14 protein-coding genes are annotated in these 22379 nt (G+C 75.2%); 13 read left to right on the top strand and 1 reads right to left on the bottom strand.

Features of this window, described 5'->3' with window-relative positions; translation table 11 throughout:
* Window positions 1–84 precede the first annotated feature (84 nt).
* Window positions 85–264 (bottom strand): DUF6104 family protein, encoded by a 180-nt coding sequence (locus AQJ66_RS27200; protein ID WP_003992906.1) that lies wholly within the window; start codon window positions 262–264, stop codon window positions 85–87.
* A 187-nt stretch (window positions 265–451) separates the two neighbouring features.
* Here AQJ66_RS27200 and AQJ66_RS41060 point away from each other — a divergent pair, with 187 nt between their 5' ends.
* The 13 genes from AQJ66_RS41060 to fxsT (AQJ66_RS27135) all read left to right on the top strand — a co-directional run bounded on the left by AQJ66_RS41060 (window position 452) and on the right by fxsT (AQJ66_RS27135) (window position 22314).
* Window positions 452–1414 carry a CU044_2847 family protein gene (locus AQJ66_RS41060; RefSeq protein ID WP_244162951.1) on the top strand — a complete coding sequence of 321 codons (963 nt, stop codon included), beginning with the start codon at window positions 452–454 and terminating at the stop codon, window positions 1412–1414.
* Window positions 1411–3567: a VMAP-C domain-containing protein gene (locus AQJ66_RS27190; RefSeq protein ID WP_061927314.1), complete on the top strand. Its 2157-nt coding sequence runs from the start codon at window positions 1411–1413 to the stop codon at window positions 3565–3567. Before AQJ66_RS41060 ends, AQJ66_RS27190 begins: the two co-directional genes overlap by 4 nt.
* A 103-nt stretch (window positions 3568–3670) precedes the next feature.
* Window positions 3671–4693 (top strand): AAA family ATPase, encoded by a 1023-nt coding sequence (locus AQJ66_RS27185; RefSeq protein ID WP_061927312.1) that lies wholly within the window; start codon window positions 3671–3673, stop codon window positions 4691–4693.
* Window positions 4694–4700: 7 nt separating this feature from the next.
* Complete coding sequence (locus AQJ66_RS27180) at window positions 4701–8075, top strand: SAV_2336 N-terminal domain-related protein (RefSeq protein ID WP_244162950.1); 3375 nt, start codon at window positions 4701–4703, stop codon at window positions 8073–8075.
* 19 nt (window positions 8076–8094) lie between these two features.
* The gene (fxsA, locus tag AQJ66_RS27175; RefSeq protein ID WP_061927311.1) at window positions 8095–8277 is read left to right on the top strand and encodes an FxSxx-COOH cyclophane-containing RiPP peptide; all 183 of its coding nucleotides are present in this window, start codon (window positions 8095–8097) and stop codon (window positions 8275–8277) included.
* A gap of 202 nt (window positions 8278–8479) precedes the next feature.
* Window positions 8480–9673, top strand: a complete 1194-nt coding sequence (locus AQJ66_RS27170; RefSeq protein WP_079060454.1) for an FxsB family cyclophane-forming radical SAM/SPASM peptide maturase — start codon at window positions 8480–8482, stop codon at window positions 9671–9673.
* Entirely contained in the window at window positions 9673–11094 is a 1422-nt protein-coding gene (locus AQJ66_RS27165; RefSeq protein WP_061927341.1) for an aKG-HExxH-type peptide beta-hydroxylase, read from the top strand. Before AQJ66_RS27170 ends, AQJ66_RS27165 begins: the two co-directional genes overlap by 1 nt.
* A gap of 128 nt (window positions 11095–11222) precedes the next feature.
* Window positions 11223–14231 (top strand): FxSxx-COOH system tetratricopeptide repeat protein, encoded by a 3009-nt coding sequence (gene fxsT, locus AQJ66_RS27160; protein WP_061927309.1) that lies wholly within the window; start codon window positions 11223–11225, stop codon window positions 14229–14231.
* A 93-nt stretch (window positions 14232–14324) separates the two neighbouring features.
* The gene (locus AQJ66_RS27155) at window positions 14325–14726 is read left to right on the top strand and encodes a CU044_2847 family protein (protein WP_244162949.1); all 402 of its coding nucleotides are present in this window, start codon (window positions 14325–14327) and stop codon (window positions 14724–14726) included.
* Window positions 14723–15670: an AAA family ATPase gene (locus AQJ66_RS27150; RefSeq protein ID WP_079060453.1), complete on the top strand. Its 948-nt coding sequence runs from the start codon at window positions 14723–14725 to the stop codon at window positions 15668–15670. Before AQJ66_RS27155 ends, AQJ66_RS27150 begins: the two co-directional genes overlap by 4 nt.
* Before the next feature lie 8 nt (window positions 15671–15678).
* Entirely contained in the window at window positions 15679–17559 is a 1881-nt protein-coding gene (locus AQJ66_RS27145) for a hypothetical protein (protein WP_061927307.1), read from the top strand.
* On the top strand, window positions 17556–18884 hold the full coding sequence (locus AQJ66_RS27140) for a CHAT domain-containing protein (RefSeq protein WP_244162948.1): 1329 nt from the start codon (window positions 17556–17558) through the stop codon (window positions 18882–18884). Before AQJ66_RS27145 ends, AQJ66_RS27140 begins: the two co-directional genes overlap by 4 nt.
* A gap of 397 nt (window positions 18885–19281) precedes the next feature.
* Window positions 19282–22314 carry an FxSxx-COOH system tetratricopeptide repeat protein gene (gene fxsT, locus AQJ66_RS27135; protein WP_425264310.1) on the top strand — a complete coding sequence of 1011 codons (3033 nt, stop codon included), beginning with the start codon at window positions 19282–19284 and terminating at the stop codon, window positions 22312–22314.
* Window positions 22315–22379 lie beyond the last annotated feature (65 nt).

Genomic DNA, 22379 nt, shown 5'->3' with positions numbered 1-22379 from the left:
CCCGTGCGGAAACCGGGGGCGGAGGGGGCCGTGTGTCGGCCGGGGGACGCCTTGGTCGTCGCCTGCTCGTCGCCTGCTCGTCGCCTACTCGTCGTCCTCGTCGTCGAGCCGGGCCAGCCAGGTCGCCAGGCGCTCCACGGGCACCTCGAAGTCGGGGTTCAGGTCGACGAACGTGCGCAGCTGCTCGGCGAGCCACTCGAAGGTGACCTCCTCCTCGCCGCGCCGCTTCTCCAGTTCTTCGATGCCTCGGTCGGTGAAGTACATGGATGCCGCTCCGTCGTTCAGTGCAGGGGTAGCGGCGCTCCGGGGCGGGAAGAACCCTCATCCTGCGAGAGCGAGGAAGTGACGCCTTTCCGCCGGGAGAGCCGGGCGAGAACAGGAAAATGATAGGCAGCCGCCCGGCGGGAAGGGCAGGCGGTGTCACGGGGCGAGGGGGAACGGGGGAGCACGCATGAACGGAGAGAGCGCGGCGACGGGGGCATCCGGAGCCGGCACGGCGGGCGGCGCGGCCGGGTCGGGCACGGCGAACGGGGTCACCGGAGCCGCCGGAACCACCCGGGTCGCCCGGGTCCGGCTACCCGACGGCACACCGGTGTGGGCCCGGATCTCCGGGGCCGAGGAGCTGGCCGTGCCGTCGGGCGGGCTGTCGTACACGGACACCGGGTTCACCGAACGGGTCGAGGCGGGCGTGGAGAGCCTGCACTCGCTGATCACCGGGGTCGCCCGGTCGCTGGCGGGTCCGCTGCGCGCGGTGCGGCCGGACGAGGTGAGCGTCGAGTTCGGCATCGAGCTGACGGCGAAGGCGGGCAAGGTGGTGGGACTACTCGCGGACGGTGAGGCCAAGGCGGGTATCACGGTCACCCTGACCTGGAACGACGGCGGTCCACCGGACCCGGACGCGCCCCAGACCGCCACCGCGGCCCCACCCGCGCCCACGCAACCACCGGCGGTCGCGCCCGACCGGCCTCCGGCGGTCGCGCCTGGGCAACCGCCGGCGGTCCCGCCCGCGCCCCGGTCGGCGCAGCCGTCCGCCCCCGCAGCCGGGCAGCCGCCGGCGCAGGCCGCCGCCGTCGCCGGGCAGCCGCCCGCAGCCGCGCCTCCGCCTCCGCGGCCGGCCGCCCCGGGGCAGCCGCCGGCCCAGGCCCCGACGGCCGCGCCCGCGCAGCCGCCCGCGCACGCGGCCGCACCCGCCCCCACGCACCCCTCGGCGGCCATGCCCCCACAGCCCGCACCCGCACACGACCCCGCCCCCGTGCAGCCACCTGCTTCAGCACCGGACCCTGCTCCCGCACCCGCACGCCCGCCGTCGTCCCCACAGCCCCCCGGCACCCCCGCCACCCCCCACTCCGGCGCATCCACCGGCGGCCGGATGCACGGGGGGTTCGGGGTGGGCGGTGGCGGGGGCGGGGCATGACCGACGGATACGACGGGGGCGCACCGGACGGGTTCGATGCTGCGCACCTTGCGCTGCGTGAACTCGTTCTCGCGGCCACCGTGCGCATTCATCGCCCGGGCGCCGGGTATGCCCACGACGAGCCCGGGGGGTTCCTCGGCAGCGGCTTCTTCGTCGCGCCGAACTGGGTTCTGACCTGCGCGCACGTGGTTCACGAGGGGGAGGGGGGCGAGGTCACCGTGGTGTACCGGACCAGCCCCTACGAGGAGCCGCGCGCGGTGCCCGCCCGGGTGGCGGTGACCGTGCCCGAGTACGTCGGGGAGCCGGTCGCGGGCGGCTGGCCCGCCCCGGACCTGGCCCTCGTCCGGCTGCGCGAGCCCGCCGAGCACGCGTGCGTGTACGTCTCCGAGCGGCCCGCCGTGCACGTCGGCGGGCGCAGGGTGTTCTACGCGGGCTGGACGGCGGCCCGGGGCCGGCTGGAGATCCTGGACGGCTCGCTGTCCGTGCAGGGCACCATCAGCGCCTGGTCGTCCGAGGAGCAGGTGCGGCTCGGCCAGAACGACCTGCCGCCCGGCGTGTCGGGCGGGCCGGTCGTCGACCCGGTGCGCGGCGAGGTCGTGGGCGTCCTGAAGTCCCGTGCGGACCACGGGGCGGGCGGCACCTGCATCGGGGTCCAGCAGTTGCGCACGCTCCAGGCGCCACCGGACGGGGTGCGCGGCGCGCACGGCGACCCCTACCAGGAGGTCTTCCACGCGCACGACCGCTACCACCGCGACCGGCAGCAGCCCTCCGGCTCGCCGAGCCCCACCTGGGCCGACGTCCAGGGTGAGCTCGGTGTGCGCCCCGGCCGGACGCTCAGCCCGCACGAGCGCAGCGAGCTGCTCGGCCGGCTCGCCGACCTGCCGCCGCCCGTCAGCACCCGCGGCCTGCTCGACGTCCTCGGCTCGCTGCCTGACTTCCGGCTGCCGTCCGCCACGCCCGCCCCGCGCGGCTGGCGGGACGGCCTCGGCGCGCTGTACGAACACGCCCGGCAGGACGGCGCGTTGAAGCTCGTCCTCGACTACGCGATGCGGATCCTCGCCGTGGAGCGCCCGCGCAAGCCCGGCACGGTCGCCGCCGAACAGGCCCTGTGGGACTGGGTGAAGCACGCGGCGACGGGCCTGGACAGCGGCTACCGACGCGGACTCGCCGAGCGGCGCGCCGAACTGCTGGGGCCGCGCCGCGGGGTGCCCGACGTCCGTCAGGGGGCCGGCTCCACCGTCCTGCGAAAGCTCGAGGAGCGCGCGGCGCAGCATCCGCTGGTCGCGCCGCCGGGCTCCTTCGTCCTGCTGATGGTCCTGCGCAGGGGATGGGAGCCCGACCGCTGCGACTGGTCGGTGTCGGTCGGCGAGCCGGACGGCACGACGACCCGGCTGCACGAGGCCGAGCGCGCTCCCCTGGCGGATCTCGCCGCCCACGTGGCCGCCCCGCTCGCCGAGGCGTTCCGCCGCTGGGACGAACCCGGGCGGCCCGCCACGCTGTACGCGGCCCTGCCCCACTCGCTCCTGGACCTGCCGGTGGAGGAGTGGCACCTGCGCCCCGACGGCGTCCCGCTGGGCGTCGAGCGGCCCGTCCTGGTCCGCTGCTCCGACCGCGACCAGCTCCCGGACGAGGACGAACCGGCGTTCCCGGGCGCGTGGCACCCGGCGGCCTGGGACCCGTACGACGACGAGGACGGCGAACGCAAGGACCGCTGGCGCCGGTCGCACGCCCGTCAGGCCCAGGCCGACGTGCTGGACTGCGACGACGGCGTGCGCAGGCCGGTGCCCGGCGTGACGGCCCTGCGCGGCCTCGCACCGAACACCGTCCCGGTGCTGTGCCGCCTGGGCGACGTGCGCTACGACGACGACCCCGCCTCCCTCGGCCGGATCCTGCGCTCCGGCCACGGCGTCGCGCTGTGGCGGCACGCCACCCCGCCGGGACCGGATTCGGTGTGCGGGGAGTTCCATCGCGGCGTCAAGACGGTCGTCGACGACGGGGACGGCGTGGCCTTCCTGCCCGACCTGGTGCACGGGCTGCGGCTGGACGTGCGCGCGGGCCGCACGGAAGCCTTCTGGGCCGACGGGATAGCCCTGCTGTACGACGATCCGCACCGCCCCCTGCCCGGAACCGGTGATCTGCTGGAGGCCCCGTGACCCGACCCGCCCGTTCCCTCCAGTTCCCCTTACCGAGGCTCCTGCGGGTCGATACCGTGAGGCACGTTCGACGGCTGCCGCGGACGAGTGACGAGGACCGGACATGACCGAACCCAGTGAGTGGCTCATCTACCGGGGCGCCGGGGAACCCCACGACGGCATGAGCAGGCTCCCCCCGCCGCCGCCCTGGCGGGACTTCTCCGGACGGGACGCGGCCGGCGCCGGCGACGGCTCCCGGGACCGCAGGCTCGGCGCGTACCGGCACCTGGCCGAACTGCACCGGCCCGGCGCCGAGGAACTGGAGATGATCAACGCGGCCCTGTACCTGCGCCGCCCCCTGCTGGTGACCGGAAGCCCCGGTGCCGGAAAGAGCACGCTGGCCCACTCGGTCGCGTACGAACTCGGGCTCGGCGACGTGCTGCGCTGGTCCATCGTCAGCCGCTCCACGCTCCAGGACGGCCTGTACCACTACGACGCCATCGCCCGCCTCCAGGACGTCCAGATCGCCGCTCAGGGTGGCCACGGTGCGGCGGCCGGCAGCCCCGGTGCCGTCGAGGCCATCGGCAGCTACATCCGGCTCGGCCCGCTCGGCACCGCCCTGCTGCCCTCCGACACCCCGCGCGTGCTGCTCATCGACGAGCTGGACAAGAGCGACATCGACCTGCCCAACGACCTGCTGAACGTGCTGGAGGAGGGCGAGTTCGAGATACCCGAACTCCAGCGCATCGCCGACCGGCTGCCCGACGGCGAGGCCGAGGTGCTCACCGCGGACGGCACCAAGGCCACCGTCCGCGACGGCCGGGTGCGCTGCCGCGCCTTCCCGTTCGTGGTGCTCACCAGCAACGGGGAACGGGACTTCCCGGCCCCGCTGATGCGCCGCTGCATCCACCTGGAGCTGGGCCGGCCCGACCACAACCGGCTCGCCACCTTCGTCCGCGCCCACCTCGGCGACGAGGCCGCGCGCGCCGGCGACGACCTGATCGCCCGCTTCCTGGAGCGCTCGCGCAGCGAACTCCTCGCCACCGACCAGCTGCTGAACGCGATCTACCTCACCGACGCGGCCGCCCCGCCCAGCCGGGACCGGCTCGCCGACCTGCTCGTCCAGCGACTCGACCGCCCGAGGTGAGGAGCTGATGCCCGGCGCTCCGGCGGAACGCGGCCCCCTGCCCCCCGGCCCGCAGGACCCCGCGGCCGGCCGGTCCGGCGCGGCCGGCGCCGACCGGCTCGCCGAAGTCGTCCGCCGTCTGCGGGAGATCGGGCTCGACCCGGACGCGGAGGGGCTGAGCGACGCGGTGTGGCTGGCCCGCTGGGCCCGGCCCGCGCAGTCCGCCGACCCGGACGGGGCCGACCCGGGCGCGGGCCCCGGCGCACCGCCCCCGCCGGCCCTCTCCGGCGAGCACCCGCGCACCACCCCACCGGCCCCCGGCGCCCCGGAGAAGCGCCCGCCGGCCCCGCCGCCGCCCGCCCGCGCGGACGGCCGGGTCACGCTGTACTCGCTGCCCCGCGACGGCACCCCGCGTGCCCCGGCGTCCGGGCAGGTCACCGCGTTGCCGGTGGGGGTGCCCGCCGCGCCCGCGCTGCCCGCCCCGCTCGAACTCCAGCGCGCCCTGCGGCCGTTGCAGGCGTACCGCAGCGCCGCACCGCCTCAGCGCACGGAGCTGGACGAGACGGCCACGGCCGAGCTGAGCGCCCGCGCCGGCGGCCTGATCCTGCCCGTCCACCGCCCCGTCACCCGCGGCGACGCCCGGCTCCAGCTGGTGCTGGACGCCGCGCCCTCGATGCGCGTGTGGGACCGGCTGTTCACCGAACTCCAGCAGATCTTCACCCAGTTGGGAGCCTTCGGGGACATCCAGGTCAGCCACCTGCACACCGGACCGGACGGCGAGCCCGCGGTCGGCCGCAGCCCGGACGCCCACGCGGCCCCGCTGCACACCGTGGACCGGCTGAGCGACCCCACCGGCCGCCGCATCACCCTGATGGTCAGCGACTGCACGGGGCCGCTGTGGCGCAGCGGCCACGCCCACCGGCTGCTGCACCACCTGGCCCGGCTCGCCCCCGTCGCGGTGCTCCAGCCGCTGCCGCAGCGCCTGTGGAACCGCACCCGGCTGCCGGTGACCTACGGGCAGCTGACCCGCGGCGAGACCCTGGGCGCCGCCGCGCTGCGCGTGCGCACCCCGGGCGGCGCCCCGTTCCTCCCGCCGCCGGGCGTGCTGCCCGTGCCCGTGCTGCCGCCCGAACCGGTGGCCCTCGGCGCGTGGGCGCGGCTGCTGTCCGGGGCCGGCGCCGGGCCGGTGGCGGGCGCGGTGGGCTGGGTGCGCGCGGACCAGCCGCCGGCGCGCGAGCCCCGCGACGCGCGCCGCCCGACCTCGGTGGAGCGCGTCAGCCGGTTCCGTTCCGCGGCCTCCCCGGCGGCCGGCCGCCTCGCCGTCTACCTCGCGGCCGCCCCGCTGTGCCTGCCGGTGATGCAGCTGGTGCAGCGCACGATGCTGCCGGACTCCGGCCCCGCCGAACTCGCGGAGGTGCTGCTCGGCGGGCTCGTCACACGCGCGGGGGAGGAGTACGGGCAGGACGGCGCCCAGTGGTACGAGATGGAGCCGGAGGTCCGCGAGGCGCTGCTGTCGACGCTCGGCCGGGACGAGGCCGTCCTCGTCCTCAAGCACTGCTCGGAGTACATCGAGCAGCGCTTCGGCAAGGGCGGCGCCAACTTCCCGGCGCTGGCCCTGGCCCAGCTCGGCGACGCGGGCGCGGGACGCCCGCACCTGTCCGGCACCCTTTACCCCGGCGGGACGGGCGACGCCGGCGAGGGCGGTGACACCACGCTGGTCCCGCAGCCCTTCGCCGAGGTCGCGGCCCGTGTCCTGGAGCGCTTCATGCCCCTGCCGGAACAGTTCCGCCTCTACGGCGGCCCGCACGCCGCACCGTCCGGGGAGCGGCCCACGCACCCGGCCGTCGTCCGCGCCCGCGACCTGCTCGAGCGGTTCGGCACCGACGGCATGGTGCAGGACCTGATCGACGCCGTACAGCTGCTGCGCGGCGCCACCGAGCACGAACGCCCGCGCGGGGCCGACCCGCAGCTGTGGGCGCAGTACGCGCGGTGCACGCTGCGGCTGTGGGAGGTGCAGGGCGGGGACGGGCTGCTGCGCGAGGCGGAGTCCGCCGCCGAGCGGGCCGTCGCCCATCCGCACGCCCAGCACGAGCGGGCCGCGCTGGCCCGGGTGCTGCACGCCGCCGCCACCGACCGCAGACGCCGGGGGGACGAGCGCGGCGCCCTGGACCTGCTGCGCCGCGCCGACCGGGAGTACGCGGTGGCCTGCGCGGCCCCCGGCCTGGAGCGGAAGGAGGCCCTGGCGCTCACCCTGGAGCGCGTCGCCGCCCTGGAGACCCAGTGGTGGCTCGGCCGGGACAGCGCGCTGCTGCAGGGCGCGGTCGGCATGCTGGAGGCGTTCGCCGACGCCTGGCCGGACCGCGCCGGCCGCCCGCCCGAACTGCCGCTGGCGCACGGCCGCGTGCTGCTGCTCCTGGCGGACGCCACGACCGACCCGGAGCAGGCCCGCGGGTACGCCGAGCAGGCTGCCAGGTCGCTGCGGGACGTGCTGGCGACGACGGCCGGGGGCGGCGACGGGGCGGGCGAGCGGGTCCGGGTGTACCTGGACCTGGTGGACGCCCTGCTGAAGTCGGACGGCGACCTGGACGAGGCCCGGCACCGGGTCGAGGAGGCGCTGGCGAGCCCCCTGAAGCGCGGTCAGCGGGCCGCCCTCCAGGTGCGCGCCGGGCGGATCCACGCCGCCCGGTACGCCGAGACGGGCGACCCGCGCGAACTGCGCGATGCGGCGGCCTCGTTCGCGTCGGCCGCCGCCGACACGCCCCGGGACGCGTCCGGGTACCCCGACGTCCTCCAGGAGTGGGGCGAGGTGCTGCTGCGGCACGCCGCCGCCCAGAGCGGCTTCCGCGCCTGGGAACCGCTCGCCCAGGCGATCCGGGTGCTGCGCGACTGCCGTACGGAGACCCCCGCCGGCAGCAGGCACCTCGCCCACCGCCTGCTGCTGCTGGGCCGCGCCCTGATCCTGCGCTACCGGCTGCGCGGGGACCGGGTGGACCTGCGCGAGGCGGAGCACCTGTTCGGCCTGGCCGCGGCGGAGGCGAACCATCCGCTGGTGGCGGCCCGTTGCCGGCTGGAGCTGGGGCAGACCCAGTACGAGGCGTACCAGAGCCTCGGCCGGCCGACCCGGCTGGACGACGCGATGGACGCCTTCCGGCTGGCGGCGGAGGCCGCCCGGGAGGCGGAGGGGATGGCCGAGACCGATCGCCGCCGGCAGGAGGCGGTGGAACTGGCCGCGCAAGCGCACCACTGGCGGGGTATGTCCTACGAGGCGGCGGCCCGCCCGCGTGCGGCCCGCGACGCCTACCGGGCGGCCCGCACCGAGTGGGCGCGGCTGCCCGACGGCAGCCTCGGCACGGGCCCGCCGACGGCCGACGACACGGCGGCCCGGCTGGCCGAGCTGGAGTGACAGGGAGAGGAACGGGGTCATGAGCACAGGGGACGCGTCACCCTCGACGCGGTACGACGAGCCGCTGCCGGATCTGCTGGCGCTCGACCTGGAGGAGCTGGGCACCATCGAGCATCCGGTCCTGCGCGAGGTACTGGCGGACTTGCGCGAACGTGCGGAGCACCCGGGCGAGATGCTCTGGGGGTTCAACAACTCACTCTGAGCCCTCATCTGGCGCACGGAAAGCGATCGGAGAGCCTCTAGCAGCCTTCAGCTATCGGTCAACCAGGAGCAGAAAAAGACAACTTCGATCGTGCCGGGTTTGCGTCCGGCCACCGGCCGGGAATGCGCGTCCATACGGGCGAGAAGGGCCGTGGCGCGCTCGGCACGCAGCTGCGCGGGGCGTACGGCATGGGGGTGCTGCAGTGTCCGGAGAGACCGCCGTGCTTCCGGCACCCCCGGCACCGCGCCCCTTCCGGCAGTTCATCGTGAAGGTGCACGGCCGGTGCAACCTCGCCTGCCGCTACTGCTACCTCTACGAGGGCCCCGACCACACCTGGCGCACCCGCCCGGCCACCGCCCCGCCCGAAGTCCTTCGGCGCACCGCCGACCGCATCGGCCGGCACGCCCGCGCCCACGGCCTGACCGCCCTCTCCCTCGTCCTGCACGGCGGCGAACCGCTGCTGGCCGGCGCCGACACGCTGGCCCGCCTCACCGACGACGTCCGCGCCCGCGTCCCCGAGGACTGCACCGTCCAGGCCACCGTGCAGACCAACGCCACCCTGCTGACGCGCGAGCGCCTGGCCGTCCTCGCCCGGCACGGCATCAGCGTCGGCATCAGCCTCGACGGCGGCCGCGCCGCGCACAACGCCCGGCGCGTCGACCACGCCGGCCGGCCGTCCTGGCCCGCCGCCGCGCGCGGCGCGCGCCTGGTCGCCGAGCACTTCCCGCAGGCGTACGCCGGAGTGCTCACCGTCGTCGACCCGACGACCGACCCGGTGGAGCTGTACGAGTCCCTGCTCGCCCTGCGCCCGCCCGCGATGGACCTGCTGCTGCCGCACGGGAACTGGTCGGCGCCGCCCCCGCACTGGGCCGGCGCGCGCCACGGCGACTGGCTGTGCCGCGTCTTCGACCGCTGGTGGTCGGCCGGGCGCCGCGAGACGCGGGTGCGGCTCTTCGAGGAGTGCCTGGCGCTGCTCCTCGGCCTGCCGGCCGCCACCGAGTCCCTCGGTCTCGCCCCCTTCGACGCCGTCGTCGTCGAGACCGACGGATCGATCGAGCAGGTCGACTCCCTGAAGTCGGCGTACGAGGGGGCCGCCGAGACCGGCCTCGACGTCTTCCGGCACGACTTCGACGACGCCCTGCGCCATCCGGGGGTGGCCGCCCGCCAGGCCGGCGCGGCGGCCCTGTCGGACCGCTGCCGCGCCTGCCCCCTGGTCGCGGTGTGCGGGGGCGGCCACTACGCCCACCGGTACCGGTCCGGGGAGGGCTTCGGGAACCCGTCCGTGTACTGCGCGGACCTCCAGCGTTTCATCCCGCACGTGGCCGGCCGGCTCGCCGGGGACGCCCAGGGCGCCCGCCCGGCCGGCCCGGCCTCACTCGAAGGGGGCACCCCGTGATACTTCCGGCGGTCCCGGACCGGGCGCTTGCCGAACTCAGCCGCACCGAGGGCGGCCCCGAGACCCTGGCGCTCCTCGTCCGCGACCAGGACACCAGGCGCCTGCTCCTGATGCGCGCCGTCCTCGACGCGGCCCGGGCGGCCGGCCCCGGCGTCTGCCCGGAGCCGGCGAAACGCCGGCTGCGGGAGGACTGGGCCCTGCTGACGGCGGCGGACCGGGCCGCCCCGGGCCCCGGATCACCGGCCCGGGCCCGGCTCACCCAGCCCCTGATGGGCCCCTGGGCCAGACGCTGCCTGACCGGACTGACCCCCCGCACCGGACGCCTCTCGGAGCCGGGCAGGCGCGAACTGCTGCGGGACCTGGCGTACTTCAGCGCGATCGCGGCGGTCGCGGCCGCCCGCGCCGACCTGCCCTTCACCACCCGTCTGACCGCCCGCGACGGCGTCCTCACCCTGCCCTCGCTCGGCGCCCTGCACACCGCCGAGCCGGGCGACACCGAGGTCGAGGTCCGGCACGCGCACGGCGTGCTGACGCTGCGCCGGCCCGGTGCCGCCGACGTGAGGGTGCACCTGGAGACCGGCACCGGCGCCTGGTCCGGCGCCCTCGCCTGGACCCCGGCCCACGCCCTGCCCGGACTGCGGCCCGGCACCGCCCCCATGCCCCTGGACGACCTCGACCCCTACCGCGTCCCGCCGCGCGAGCCCGGCCAGTCCGCGCTGAGCGGCCCCGCGGCCCCGGACCACGCCGAACGCAAGCGGTGGCTGCAGACCTGGGCCGGCACGGCCGCGGCCCTCGCCTCGGGCGGCGAACGGCGGCCGGCGGAGGCGCTCGCCCTGCTGCGCTGCCTGGTCCCGCTGGAGACGCCCCCCGGCGCGGACGGCCGCGGCAGTTGCAGCGCCACCCGGCGCGAGGCGTTCGGCGCGCTGCTCAGCAGCGCCCCGGCGACCCCGGTGGCCTTCGCCGCCACGCTCGTCCACGAACTGCAGCACACGAAACTCGCCGCGCTGAGCGAGATGGTCGAACTGCACCGGGCGGGACCCGAGGCCCGCTACTTCGCCCCCTGGCGCCCGGACCCGCGGCCGTACGACGGACTGCTCCAGGGGGCGTACTCGCACCTGGCGCTGGCGGACTTCTTCCAGCGCCGGGCCCTCGCCGCCGGCACCGCCGACCGGGCGCAGGCCTGGGCCGCGCACGCCCGCTACCAGGCCCAGGTGGCGGCCGCCCTGCCCGCGCTCGTCGGCTCACCCGACCTCACACCGGTGGGCCGGCGGTTCGTCGACGGCATGGTCGCCGCCCACGAGCGGCTGGCGGCGAACCCCGCGCCGCGGGGGTACGCGGCGCGCGCCCAGGCGTACGTCAAAGCCGTACGCGCCCTGTGGACGCAGCGTCAGCCTCCGGCTCCCCCGCTCACGAATCGGTGAAATGCCGACTTCGCAGGCTCCGCTGCGCGAAGATCGTCGCGCCGAGGCGTTCGTTCCTGCAGTCGCCGGACTCCCCAGAGCCGCGCCGAGGTTCTACGATTTCATGACTACGCGCTGGAGGCTGCTGCATGTCTGAAGCTCGTACGCCGGTCCGCACGGCCGGGAAGGGGGCCGCGAGGCAGACCGTCACCATCAGCTTCGCCGGATTCAACCGGGCCTGGGCGGCGTGGCTCGGGGACAGGCTGGAGCGGCGCGGTCTGCGGGTGGTGTACCTGCGCTGGGACGCCCCGCCCGACCAGTCGCTGGTGAGCCTGCTGGGCGATCTCACCCTGGCCGAGGGCCGGGTCCTCATCCTCGTCAGCGAGTGGTACTTCCAGCTCGGCCCGCGCACCCACGAGGAGTGGAACGCGGCCCTGCGCGAGGTCGTGGCCCCGGATCCCGCCCGGTTCGCCGCCGTGTCGGTCACCACCGCCCCCGTCCCCGCCGCCACCGCCGTGCTGGCCCCGGTCGACCTGACCAACATGGGCGCCGACGAGGCCGAGCGCCGCCTGATCGACCGCCTCGACATCCCCCTCGACACCCCGGTGACCGCGGACACCGCCCGCCCGGCCCCCCGCTTCCCGGCGTCCATGCCCGACGTGTGGGGCGGCGTACCGCGCCGCAACACCCGCTTCACCGGCCGCGAGCCCCTGCTCAACGACGCCTACCACCTGCTCCAGGGCAGCGAGACCGGCGCCGGCGTCCTCACGCTGCACGGCATGTCCGGCGTCGGCAAGACCCAGCTGGCCGCCGAGTACGTCTACCGCTTCGGCTCCGAGTACGACGTGGTGTGGTGGGTCAACGCCGAGAAGCGGGTGACCTACCGCCGCGGCCTCGCCGAACTCGCCCCCAAACTGGGCCTGCAGACCGGCCAGGAGTACGGCGAGCGGCTGCGCGCCGTCCGCGACTCCCTGCGCAGGGGCGACCCCTACGCGCGCTGGCTGCTCGTCCTCGACGGCGCCGACGAACCCGACCAGATCTGGGACCTGGTGCCCACCGGCCCCGGACACGTGCTCATCACCTCCCGCAACCCCGAGTGGGGGGAGCACAACAGCAAGCTCCTCGAGGTCCGCGTCTACGACCGCGACGAGTCCGTCGCCTTCATCCGCCGCCGCGCCCCCCGCCTCAACGAGGCCGAGGCCGACCAGCTGGCGGAGGCGCTGGAGGACCTCCCCCTGCTCCTGGACCAGACCGCGGGCTGGCTCAACGACTCCGACCTCTCCGTCGAGCAGTACATCGGCCTCCTGGACGGCGGCATCGACCAGGACGTCGTCAAGGTGTCCGCCGACTTCCCCCTCGCCTTCCAGACCGCCTGGTCGATACTGCTGAACAAACTCCGCGACACGGTCCCCGAGTCCGTCGACCTGCTCCGGCTGTGCACCTTCTTCGCCCCCGGCTTCATCCCCGTGCGGCTGCTGAAGGAGATGTCGCACGACGACCTGCCCGAACAGCTCGCCGGCCTCCTCGACGACCCGCTGCTGTGGAACAAGGCGATCAACCAGCTGCGCCAGTACTCGGTGGTCCGCCTGGAGTCGCACGAGACGGCCATGGACGAGGCCGCCTCCTCGGGCGAGTCGGTCTACCTGCACCGCATGGTGCACCAGATCGTGCACAAGGACATGCCCGAGGCGGACCGGCGGGAGTTCATCGAAGTGGTACGACGGGCCCTGGCCGAGGCCGACCCCGGCCGCCCCACCGACACCCGCAACTGGGACGCGTACGCGGAGATCGTGCCGCACCTGAAGTACGCGGACGTCCTGCAGAGCACGGACCGCCGGGTGCAGATGCTGGTCCTGAACTGCCTGCGCTACATGTGGTTCGCCGGCGAGTACTCCGCCGGCGTCAAACTGGGCGCCCGCGCCCTGCGCTCCTGGCGCCGCCTCCTCGGCGAGTCGCATCCGCGGGTGTGGGAGGTCACGTACCACTACGCCAACCTGCTGCGGTCCGCGGGGCGTTTCGAGGAGACGGAGGCGATCGACCGGGCGGCGATGGAGCGGCTGCGGGCGGAGCGGGGCGAGCGCGACCTCGACCACCTGCGGATGGCCGGGGGGCTCGGGGCCGACCTGTGGAACCTGGGCCGGTACCCGGAGGCGCTGGAGGTCTACGAGTGGCTCTACCCGACCTACCGCGACCTGTTCGGCGAGCAGGACTCGCGCACCCTCAACGCGCTCAACAACCTCGGTTTCTCCCTCCGTCTGCTCGGCCGGTACGAGGAGGCCCGGGACATCGACCTGAGGACCCTGGAGGCGCGCCGCCTGCTGCTCAAGGGCCGCCATCCCTGGACCCTCTTCTCCGAGGTGTCCTACGCCGTCGACCTGCGCCTGCTCGGCAAGTACGCCGAGGCCGAGTCCGTCCAGGCGAAGAACGTGCGGGAATACCGCATCGTCATGGGCCCGGACCACCAGGACACCCTGCGCGCCCAGCACAACCTGGCCCTGTGCCAGTTGCGCGGGGGCGACCGCTCCGGGGCGGCCAAGCTGCTCACCGGCGTGCTGGAGGGATACGAGCGCAAGCTCGGCGACACGCACATGCTGACCCTGGCGGCCGCCGTCAGCCAGAGCTGCTTCGCACGGGAGCACGGCGACATCGACCAGGCTAGGGAGGCCAGCGAGTCCGTCATCGCCCGCTACGAGATGCTGCTCCCCGAGAACCACCCCTTCACCATCGGCGCCCGCTCCAACCACGCCCTGATCCTGCGCAGTGTCGGCGAGCGGGAACACGCCCACGTGCTCGCCGAAGAGGCGCTGGCCGGCATGACCGGGGCCGTGGGCGAGCGGCACCCCTACACGCTGGGCTGCGCCATCAACGCCTCGGCCCTGCGCAACCTGGTCGGGGAGCCGGAGTCCGCCGCCGAACTGACCCGGACCACCATCGCCAGGGCCACGGAGACCCTGGGCCGCACCCACCCGCTCACCCTGTCCGCGCGGATCGCCCACGCGGCGGACCTGCGGGCCCTCAGGGGCCGTCAGGAAGCGGAGAAGGTCGAGCAGGAAGCCCTGTCCGACCTGGCCGCCACGCTGGGCGCGCAGCACGTCCACACCATCTCCGCGCGTGCCCGGAACCGGCCCTACTGGGACTTCGAACCGCAGGCGAGCTGACGCCCTCCGGCGCGCATAACCCGCTGCGCGCCGGGGAAGGTACCCGTTCGCTCAACAGGGCTGAAACACACGTGAGTTGTCGCAGGGGGACGTGTGACGATCTTAGTAGGGCCCGTTCCGGAGGGTGCGGACGGGCCCATCCCGGTGGAGATCGAGACGGTCGGGTACCCGGACGCCGACGGTCTCGATCTCGTCTACGGGGACGAGGAGACCCGGGACGGAGCCGCACAGCGCGTCGTGCGGGTCGCTCGCGACGCCTACACCGAGGGCCTGGACCTGGCCCGGCGCTGCGCGGTACAGGCCGTGCGTCGGTTCGAGGCTCTCGGGGAGGGGGTCCGGCCCGACGAGATCGAGATGCAGCTCGCCATCAAGGTCGACGCGGGAGTGGCCGCGCTGGTCAAGAGCGGGGCCGAGGCACAGCTCCAGATCACCTTCCGCTGGCGGACCGGCGGAACGGAGCAGCCGACCGGCACGCCGCAGGGATCCGGCTCGTGAACGCGGCGGCCGAGGGCCCGCGCATCCTGCCGTACTCCCGCGTCGTGGGACAGGCCGAACTGAAGCTGGCGCTGGAACTCAACCACGTGGTGCCGCGCATCGGCGGAGTCCTGATGGCCGGCACCCGCGGGACCGCCAAGTCCACCCTGGTCAGAGCCTTCGCGTTGATGGTGCACGGCGAGCTGCCGGTCACCCTGCCCATCAACGCCACGGACGACCGCGTCCTCGGCGGCTGGGACCTCGACGCCCTGATCAAGGGCGAGACCCGGCCGCAGCCGGGACTCCTGGAGGACGCGCACACCAGGGGGCTGCTCTACATCGACGAGGTCAACCTGCTGGACGACCACCTCGTCAACATCATCCTCGACGTCGTCTCCACCGGCGTCCTCTCCGTCCAGCGCGAGGGACTCGCCACCGCCAAGCAGCTGAGCTTCGGGCTCGTCGGCACGATGAACCCCGAGGAGGGCGGCCTGCGGCCCCAGTTGCTGGACCGCTTCGGCCTCATGGTGACGGCCGGGCAACTGGGCGCCGAGGACCGCCACCGCATGATCCGTACGGTGCTGGACTTCGAGGAACACCTGGGCGGTTCGGACGAGACCGGCTGGCTGGCCGACGCCGAGCGGGACACCGCCGCGTTGCGGGACCGGCTGGAGCGCGCGCGGCAGAACGTCCCCGGCGTCCGGGTGCCCGACGACGTCCTCCGGCTGTGCGCCGAGGCCGCCACCCGCGTCGACGCGGTGGGACAGCGCGGAGAGATCGTCGCGACCCTCGCGGCCCGGGCCCTCGCCGCACTGGAGGGAGCGGACCGGGTCGAGCCCGGCCACCTGCTGCGGGTACTGCCCATGGCGCTGCGGCACCGGCGCCCGGAGACGGCGCACGGCGGAACCTTCGGCTGGGGGCCCGAGGACCAGGACCGGGTCGCGGATCTCTTCCCGGCCCCCTGAACCCCGCCATGACCACGGCATCACCGCACGGTGACGACGCCCGCTCCGGCGGGCCACCCGACCTCGCCCGGCGGCTCGCCCACGCCCTGGCCTGTGCCGCCGCGGAACCCGCGCTGAGCGGAGTCCTCCTCTTCGACCTCGATCCCCGGCTCGTCCGGACCGTGGCGGACCTGTTCACCCTGCTCCTCACCGGTGAGGAGCAACCGGCCGCGGTGCCGTTCACGCTCGGCTCCGAGAGCCGGGACGAGGATCTGTGGACGCGGTCCCGGCTGATCCGGGAGGCGGACGGCCTGGCGTTCCGCACCGAACCGGGCCCCCTCGTCCACGGCGACGGACGGCCCGGGCCGCCTCCCCTGGCCGTGGTGCCCGATCTGGGCAGGCTGAGCGTCGCCGGCATGCGTGCGGCCGTGCAGCTCCTGAGCGCCGACGTCGCCGTGGTCGAACGCACCGGGCTGCGGCTCGCGGCCCGGCCGCGGACGCGGTGGCTCGCCGCCTGCCGTTCGCAGGACGCCGGACGGCTCAGCCCGCACCTGCTGGACCGGTTCGCCCTGCGCCTGCCGGTGGCCGGTCTGCGCCTGCCACCGCTCGAGACGCTGCTGCACCCCGACGCCCTGCCCGCCGCCTGGCGAGCGGCCGCGCTGCACGGTGTGCCGGCCACCCGGGTCACGGACGACACCCTCACCCGCGTGAGCGACCTTCTCGGCCCCGAGGCCGGCGCCCGCAGACAGCTGGCCCTGGCCCGGCTCGCCCGTACCGTCGCGGCGCTGGAGGGCGAGCGGACGGCCGTGCCGCGGCACGCCGACACCGCCGCACGGCTCATCGGGCTGGCAGCGCCCGAACGACGCCCGGCGGACCCGTCGTCCGGCCCCGAGGAGGCGGCCCCGCCGCCCGCTCCTCCGGACGCGACCGCCGGCGACGGCGGTAGGACATTCGCGGACGGCCGGAGAGACCGTGCCCGGCGACCGGCACGGACGGGCGAGCCGCTCTTCGAGCCCGAGCCCGCCGAAGGCCTCGGCCCCGCGAGCGGCGGCGCCCCGAACGGCCCCGCCACGCCGTTCCCGGAGGACGAGACCGACGCGGTGCGCGACTTCGCCCCGCTGCGCAGCCCCTGGCAGCGCCGGACCGGGGCGTCCTCCGCGCGCGGACCCGTGATCGGGACCCGGCGGGCCAGGGACCTGCGGGACATCGCCCATGTGCGCACCGTCCGCGAGGCGGCCCTCCACCAGCGGGTGCGGCGCACCGAACGGTTCACCGTGGTGCCCGTGGACCTGCACAGCAACATCCGCGCGGGCACGCCGGAGCGCCTCCTCGTCCTCGTCCTGGACCACACCTGCCGGGGCGACGACTGGGACTGGCAGGAGTCCCTGTCCCCGTTCCTGGGCTGGGCGTACACGGAACGGGCCGCCGCACACGTCGTCGAAGTCGGCGGCGCGCACGCGGCCGACGAGCTCAGGGCCGAGAGCTTCGCGGCACGCAGCCTCCTCGATCCACGGCTCATGCCCGCGCTGTACCGTCCGGCCGGGCGGGCCACCCCGCTCGCGCACGGCATCGACCTGGCCGTGCAGGGACTGCGCCGCGCCTTCCGGCAGCACGGAGCCGGACTGGCCGAGGCCTGGCTGGTCGTGGTCACCGACGGGCGGGGAAACGTGCCGCTGCGGGCCAGCCGCACGGGCCGGCTGACCGCGGAGGTGGGCGTCACGGGCGTGGAGGACGCGCTCACGGCCGCGGCCGGGCTCGGAGCCATGGACCGCACCAGGCTGCACGCGGCCGTGGTCGACGCCGCCCGCGAGCCGTACGGCGACCTGCCCTTCGCCCTGGCCGACGCCCTGGGCGGCCAGGTGGTCCCGGGCCGGGCACCGAGGCGGACGGCGGGAGGAGAAGGCCGGTGAACGATCCGTCGCAGCAGGGCCCCCGGTGGCTGGCCGGGGCGGGTACCGTCATGCGCCGCGCGGCCCTGCCCGGACTGAAACCCGCGGTACGGCGCGGCGGAGCGGTCGTGGACCGGCTGCGCGCCTCGCACGCGGAGGCTCTGGGCCTGGGCCGGGCCGAGGTGCGGCCCACGGCCCGGCTGGAGGAGGGCGTCGCCCTGCTCAGGGTCGTGCGGACCGCCGCGGCCGGCGGCGCCGACGGGTATCGCATCCAGGGCTGGTGCGGCGACCTCGCGCTCGAGTGCGAGCCGGGCCCCACCCGGCTGTCCGCGCCGGCCGTGAGCCTGGCCAACCTCCGCCAGGACGGCGGTCAGTACCCGTCCGAGATCCTGCGCGGCATCCGGCTGTGGTCGCAGAATCAGCCGGAACTGGCCAAGTGGATCAACCGCGTCCGGGCCCGGCACGGCAACGCCTTGCGCCTCATCGTCTGGGACGACACCGGGTACGAGCTCCCCTGGGAGTTGTTCTGGCTGCCCGAGGACGCCGGGCACGCACTCCCCGGCGGCCTGCTGGGCGCCCTCACCGTCCTGGTCCGCTGGACGACGACGCACGACGCCGGCCAGGGACTGCCGAGCGCCGCGACCGGCCAGGGTGCCGTCATCGGCTACCTCCACAAGGACATGGCCGACGACGGCACCGTGTTCGCGCCGTACGCGCATCAGCTGCACTTCGAGATGACCCCGTTCCTGCGGGCCCTCGACGCTCCGCCCGGCGACACCGGCCTCGTCTACCTGGGCTGCCACGGCACGTACGGCGACAGCCTCCCGTACCTGTCGCTCGGCGACCGGACCTGGGCCGAGTTCGACGGCGAGGCCATGGGCGTGCTGCGCCGGGACCGCTCGCTGGTCTGCCTCAACGCCTGCCACTCCGGCCGCTTCGTCGACAACCGGGCCCAGGGCGAGCAGGCGCTCCGCGGCTTCGCTGAACTCTTCCTGCGCAAGGGCGCGGGCGGCTGCATCGTCACCGCGGGCAAGGTCGGGGACCTGGAGGCCCGGACACTGGTGCGCAGGCTGGTGGGCGAGGTCGCGTCCCACCCGCACCGGCCCGTGCCGCAGACGCTGACGGCGTTCCGTGCCCGCGCCGTCCAGGAGTTCGGGTCACTGGCGGACATCCCCCGGGTCCGCAACGATGACGGGCAGGTCGACAGGCTCGGCCAGAAACGGGTCCTGCGGCTGCTGTTCGCCTTCATGTTCCACTACTACGGGCACCCGCGGACCACGCTGCGCCTCACCTCCGCGGACGGCACCCGGCACACCCTGCGTGAGGGGAGCCGAAGTGAGCGCTGACGAACACCCGCTCCTCATCGAACCCGTCGTCGCCTGGCCCCGGCAGGCCGAGACCGAGTGCGACTACCTCGTCACCGTCGACCTGCGCGGCCCGCTGCCGGCACCCGACGGCGCGCCGCCGTCATGGCCCTACCGCGAGGAGGAGTTCTCCTTCAGCATCTCCCTGGACGGCGCCCCGGCCTTCGTCTGTTCGGCCCTGGACGAACCGCGGGTGGTGCTGCACCGCTTCGGCGGGACCTACGGTCCGGCACGCTTCCGCGTCTCGGCGGGCAGCGAGCCCGGGCCCGCCTCGCTGTGGCTGACCGTCAGCAACCAGTGGGGAGTTCCCGTGCGCAAGGCCGAACTGCGCTCGCGGATCCACACCCGCCGGCCGGAGCAGACTCCGGTGGGCAAGGCGGTGGAACAGGTCCGGTTCAGCCTCGGCGACCCGCTTCCCGGCCCCGCGCCCGCACCCCGCTCCGCACCGGAACCCGAGAGCGGGCGGGCCGTCACCGTCTGCTGCGCCGGACCCGACAGGGCCTGGGCCACCTGGATCGGAGACAGGCTGGAGCGCCACGGAGCCACCGTCACCCACCGCCGCTGGGACCCCGGACCGAGTGCCGCGCTGGACGAGGCGCTGCCTGACCTCGTGCACGGACCGGGGGCTGCCCTGCTGGTGCTGAGCGGCTGGTTCTTCCGGCTCGGCTCCTACCGCAACGAGCACTGGGAGACGGCCCTGCGCACCATCGCGCGCTCGGCCGGCCCCTCGCGTGTCGCCGCCGTGACCGTCGTACGGATGCCGCCCCTCCCCGCCGTCGTCGGCGTGCTGGAGAACATCGACGTGGCCGACCGCTCCGCGGAGGAGGCCGAACAGCGGATCCTGGACTGGCTGGGCATCGGTGAGGGCCCGGCGCCGGCTCCGGCGGACGCGCCTCGCTTCCCGGCGTCCATACCGCGGGTGTGGCAGGGCGTCCCGCGCCGCAACGTGCGCTTCACCGGCCGTGACCGCCTGCTGGACGACATCGACCAGCGGTTGCGCGACGACACGGAGCACACGGCGCTGGTGCTGCACGGCATGTCCGGCGTGGGGAAGACCCAGCTGGCCGCCGAGTACGTCTACCGGTTCGGCTCCGAGTACGACGTGGTGTGGTGGGTCGGCGCCGAGAACAGGGTGAGCTACCGCCGCGGTCTCGCGGGCCTGGCTCCGGAGCTCGGTCTGCAGACCGGCCGGGAGTACGGCGAGCGGCTGCGCGCCGTCCGCGACTCCCTGCGCAGGGGCGACCCCTACGCGCGCTGGCTGCTCGTCCTCGACGGCGCCGACGAACCCGACCAGATCTGGGACCTGGTGCCCACCGGCCCCGGACACGTGCTCATCACCTCCCGCAACCCCGAATGGGGAGAGCACAACAGCAAGCTCCTCGAGGTCCGCGTCTACGACCGCGACGAGTCCGTCGCCTTCATCCGCCGCCGCGCCCCCCGCCTCAACGAGGCCGAGGCCGACCAGCTGGCGGAGGCGCTGGAGGACCTCCCCCTGCTCCTGGACCAGACCGCGGGCTGGCTCAACGACTCCGACCTCTCCGTCGAGCAGTACATCGGCCTCCTGGACGGCGGTGTCGACCAGGACGTGGTGAAGGTGTCCGCCGACTTCCCGGTCGCCTTCCGGACGGCGTGGTCGATCCTGCTGGACAGGCTCCGCGAGACCGTCCCCGAGTCCGTCGACCTGCTGCGGCTGTGCACCTTCTTCGCCCCCGGCTTCGTCCCGGTCCGGCTGCTGAGGGAGGTGCCGGGCGAGGGCCTGCCGGACCGGCTGGCGGCACTGCTGGAGGATCCGCTGCTGTGGAACAGGGCGATCGGCCTCCTGCGCCAGTACTCGGTGGTGCGGTGGGACCCGTACGAGACCGCGCCCGACCGGACGGCTTCCTCCGAGGCGGTGTACCTGCACCGGATGGTGCACCAGATCGTCCGCCAGGGCATGCCCGAGGCGGACCGGCGGGAGTTCATCGAGGTGGTCCGGCGGGCCCTGGCCGGGGCCGACCCCGGCCGCCCCACCGACACCCGGTGCTGGGACGCGTACGCGGAGATCGTGCCGCACCTGCGGTACGCCGACGTGCTGCGCAGCCAGGACCACGATGTGCAGGAACTGGTCCTGAACTGCCTGCGCTACCTGTGGTTCGTGGGCGAGTACGGCGAGGGCGTCAACCTCGGTGAGCGGGCCCTGCGCACCTGGCGCCACCTGCTCGGCGAGTCCCACCCAAGGGTGGGGGAGGTCACGTACCACTACGCCAACCTGCTGCGCTCGGCGGGGCGCTTCGAGGAGACGGAGGCGATCGACCGGGCGGCGATGGAGCGGTTGCGGGAGCAGCGCGGCGAGCGCGACCTGGAGTATCTGCGGATGGCCGGCGGCCTCGGGGCCGACCTGCGCAGTCTCGCACGCTACGACGAGGCCCTCGAGCTGGACGAGAGCCTCTGCCCCGCCTACCGCGACCTCCTCGGCGAGCAGGACTCCCGCACCCTCAACGCCCTCAACAACTTCGGCTTCACCCTCCGCCTGCTCGGCCGGTACGAGGAAGCCCTGGGCATCGACCTGAAGACCCTGGAGGCGCGCCGCCGGGTGCTGGAGGGCCGCCATCCCTGGACCCTCTTCTCCGAGGTGTCGTACGCGATCGACCTGCGCCTGCTCGGCCGGTACGCCGAGGCCGGGTCCGTCCAGGAGCGGAACGTGCGGGAGTACCGCAGCGTCATCGGCCCGGACCACCAGGACACCCTGCGCGCCCAGCACAACCTCGCCCTGTGCCGGCTGCGCGGCGGCGACCGGGCGGCGGCGGGGGAGCTGCTCGGCCAGGTGCTGGCGGGGTACGAGCGCAAGCTCGGCGAGACGCACATGCTGACCCTGGCCGCCGCCGTCAGCCGGAGCTGCTTCGCACGCGAGCAGGGTGATCTGGACCAGGCCGGGGAGGCCGGCGAGTCGGTCGTCGCGCGCTACGAGACGCTGCTCCCCGCGGGGCACCCCTTCACGATCGGCGCCCGCGCCAACCAGGCCCTGGTCCTGAGCCGCGCGGGGGAGGCGGCCCGGGCGTACGCGGTGATCGAGAGGGCGCTGGCCGGTATGCGGGACGCCGTCGGCCCGGACCACCCCTACACCCTGGGACTCGCCGTGAACGCGGCGGCCCTGCGCGGACGGCTCGACGACGACGAGGGCGCGGCCGCGCTCAGCGCGGACACGGTGGCCCGGGCCGCCCGGACGCTGGGGCGCACCCATCCGCTCACCCTGGCCGCGCGGGTCGGGCAGGCGGCGGACCTGCGGCGGCTGCGCCGGAGGGAGCGGGCGGCGAAGGTGGAGCAGGAGGCCGTGGCCGACCTCGCCGCCACACTCGGCGCCCAGCACCCGCAGACCGTCGCCGCCCGTGCCCGCACCCGCCCCCTCTGGGACTTCGAACCGCAGGCCAGCTGAGGACGGTGCACGGCGGAGGGCCCGCCCCCGGAGAGTTCCGGGAGCGGGCCCTCGCCCGTACGGTG

Origin of the sequence: Streptomyces bungoensis, assembly GCF_001514215.1 — a bacterium.
Lineage (GTDB): Bacteria > Actinomycetota > Actinomycetes > Streptomycetales > Streptomycetaceae > Streptomyces > Streptomyces bungoensis.
The sequence above is the reverse complement of the archived record's forward strand: the minus strand, read 5'-3'. Positions and strand labels throughout refer to the sequence as shown.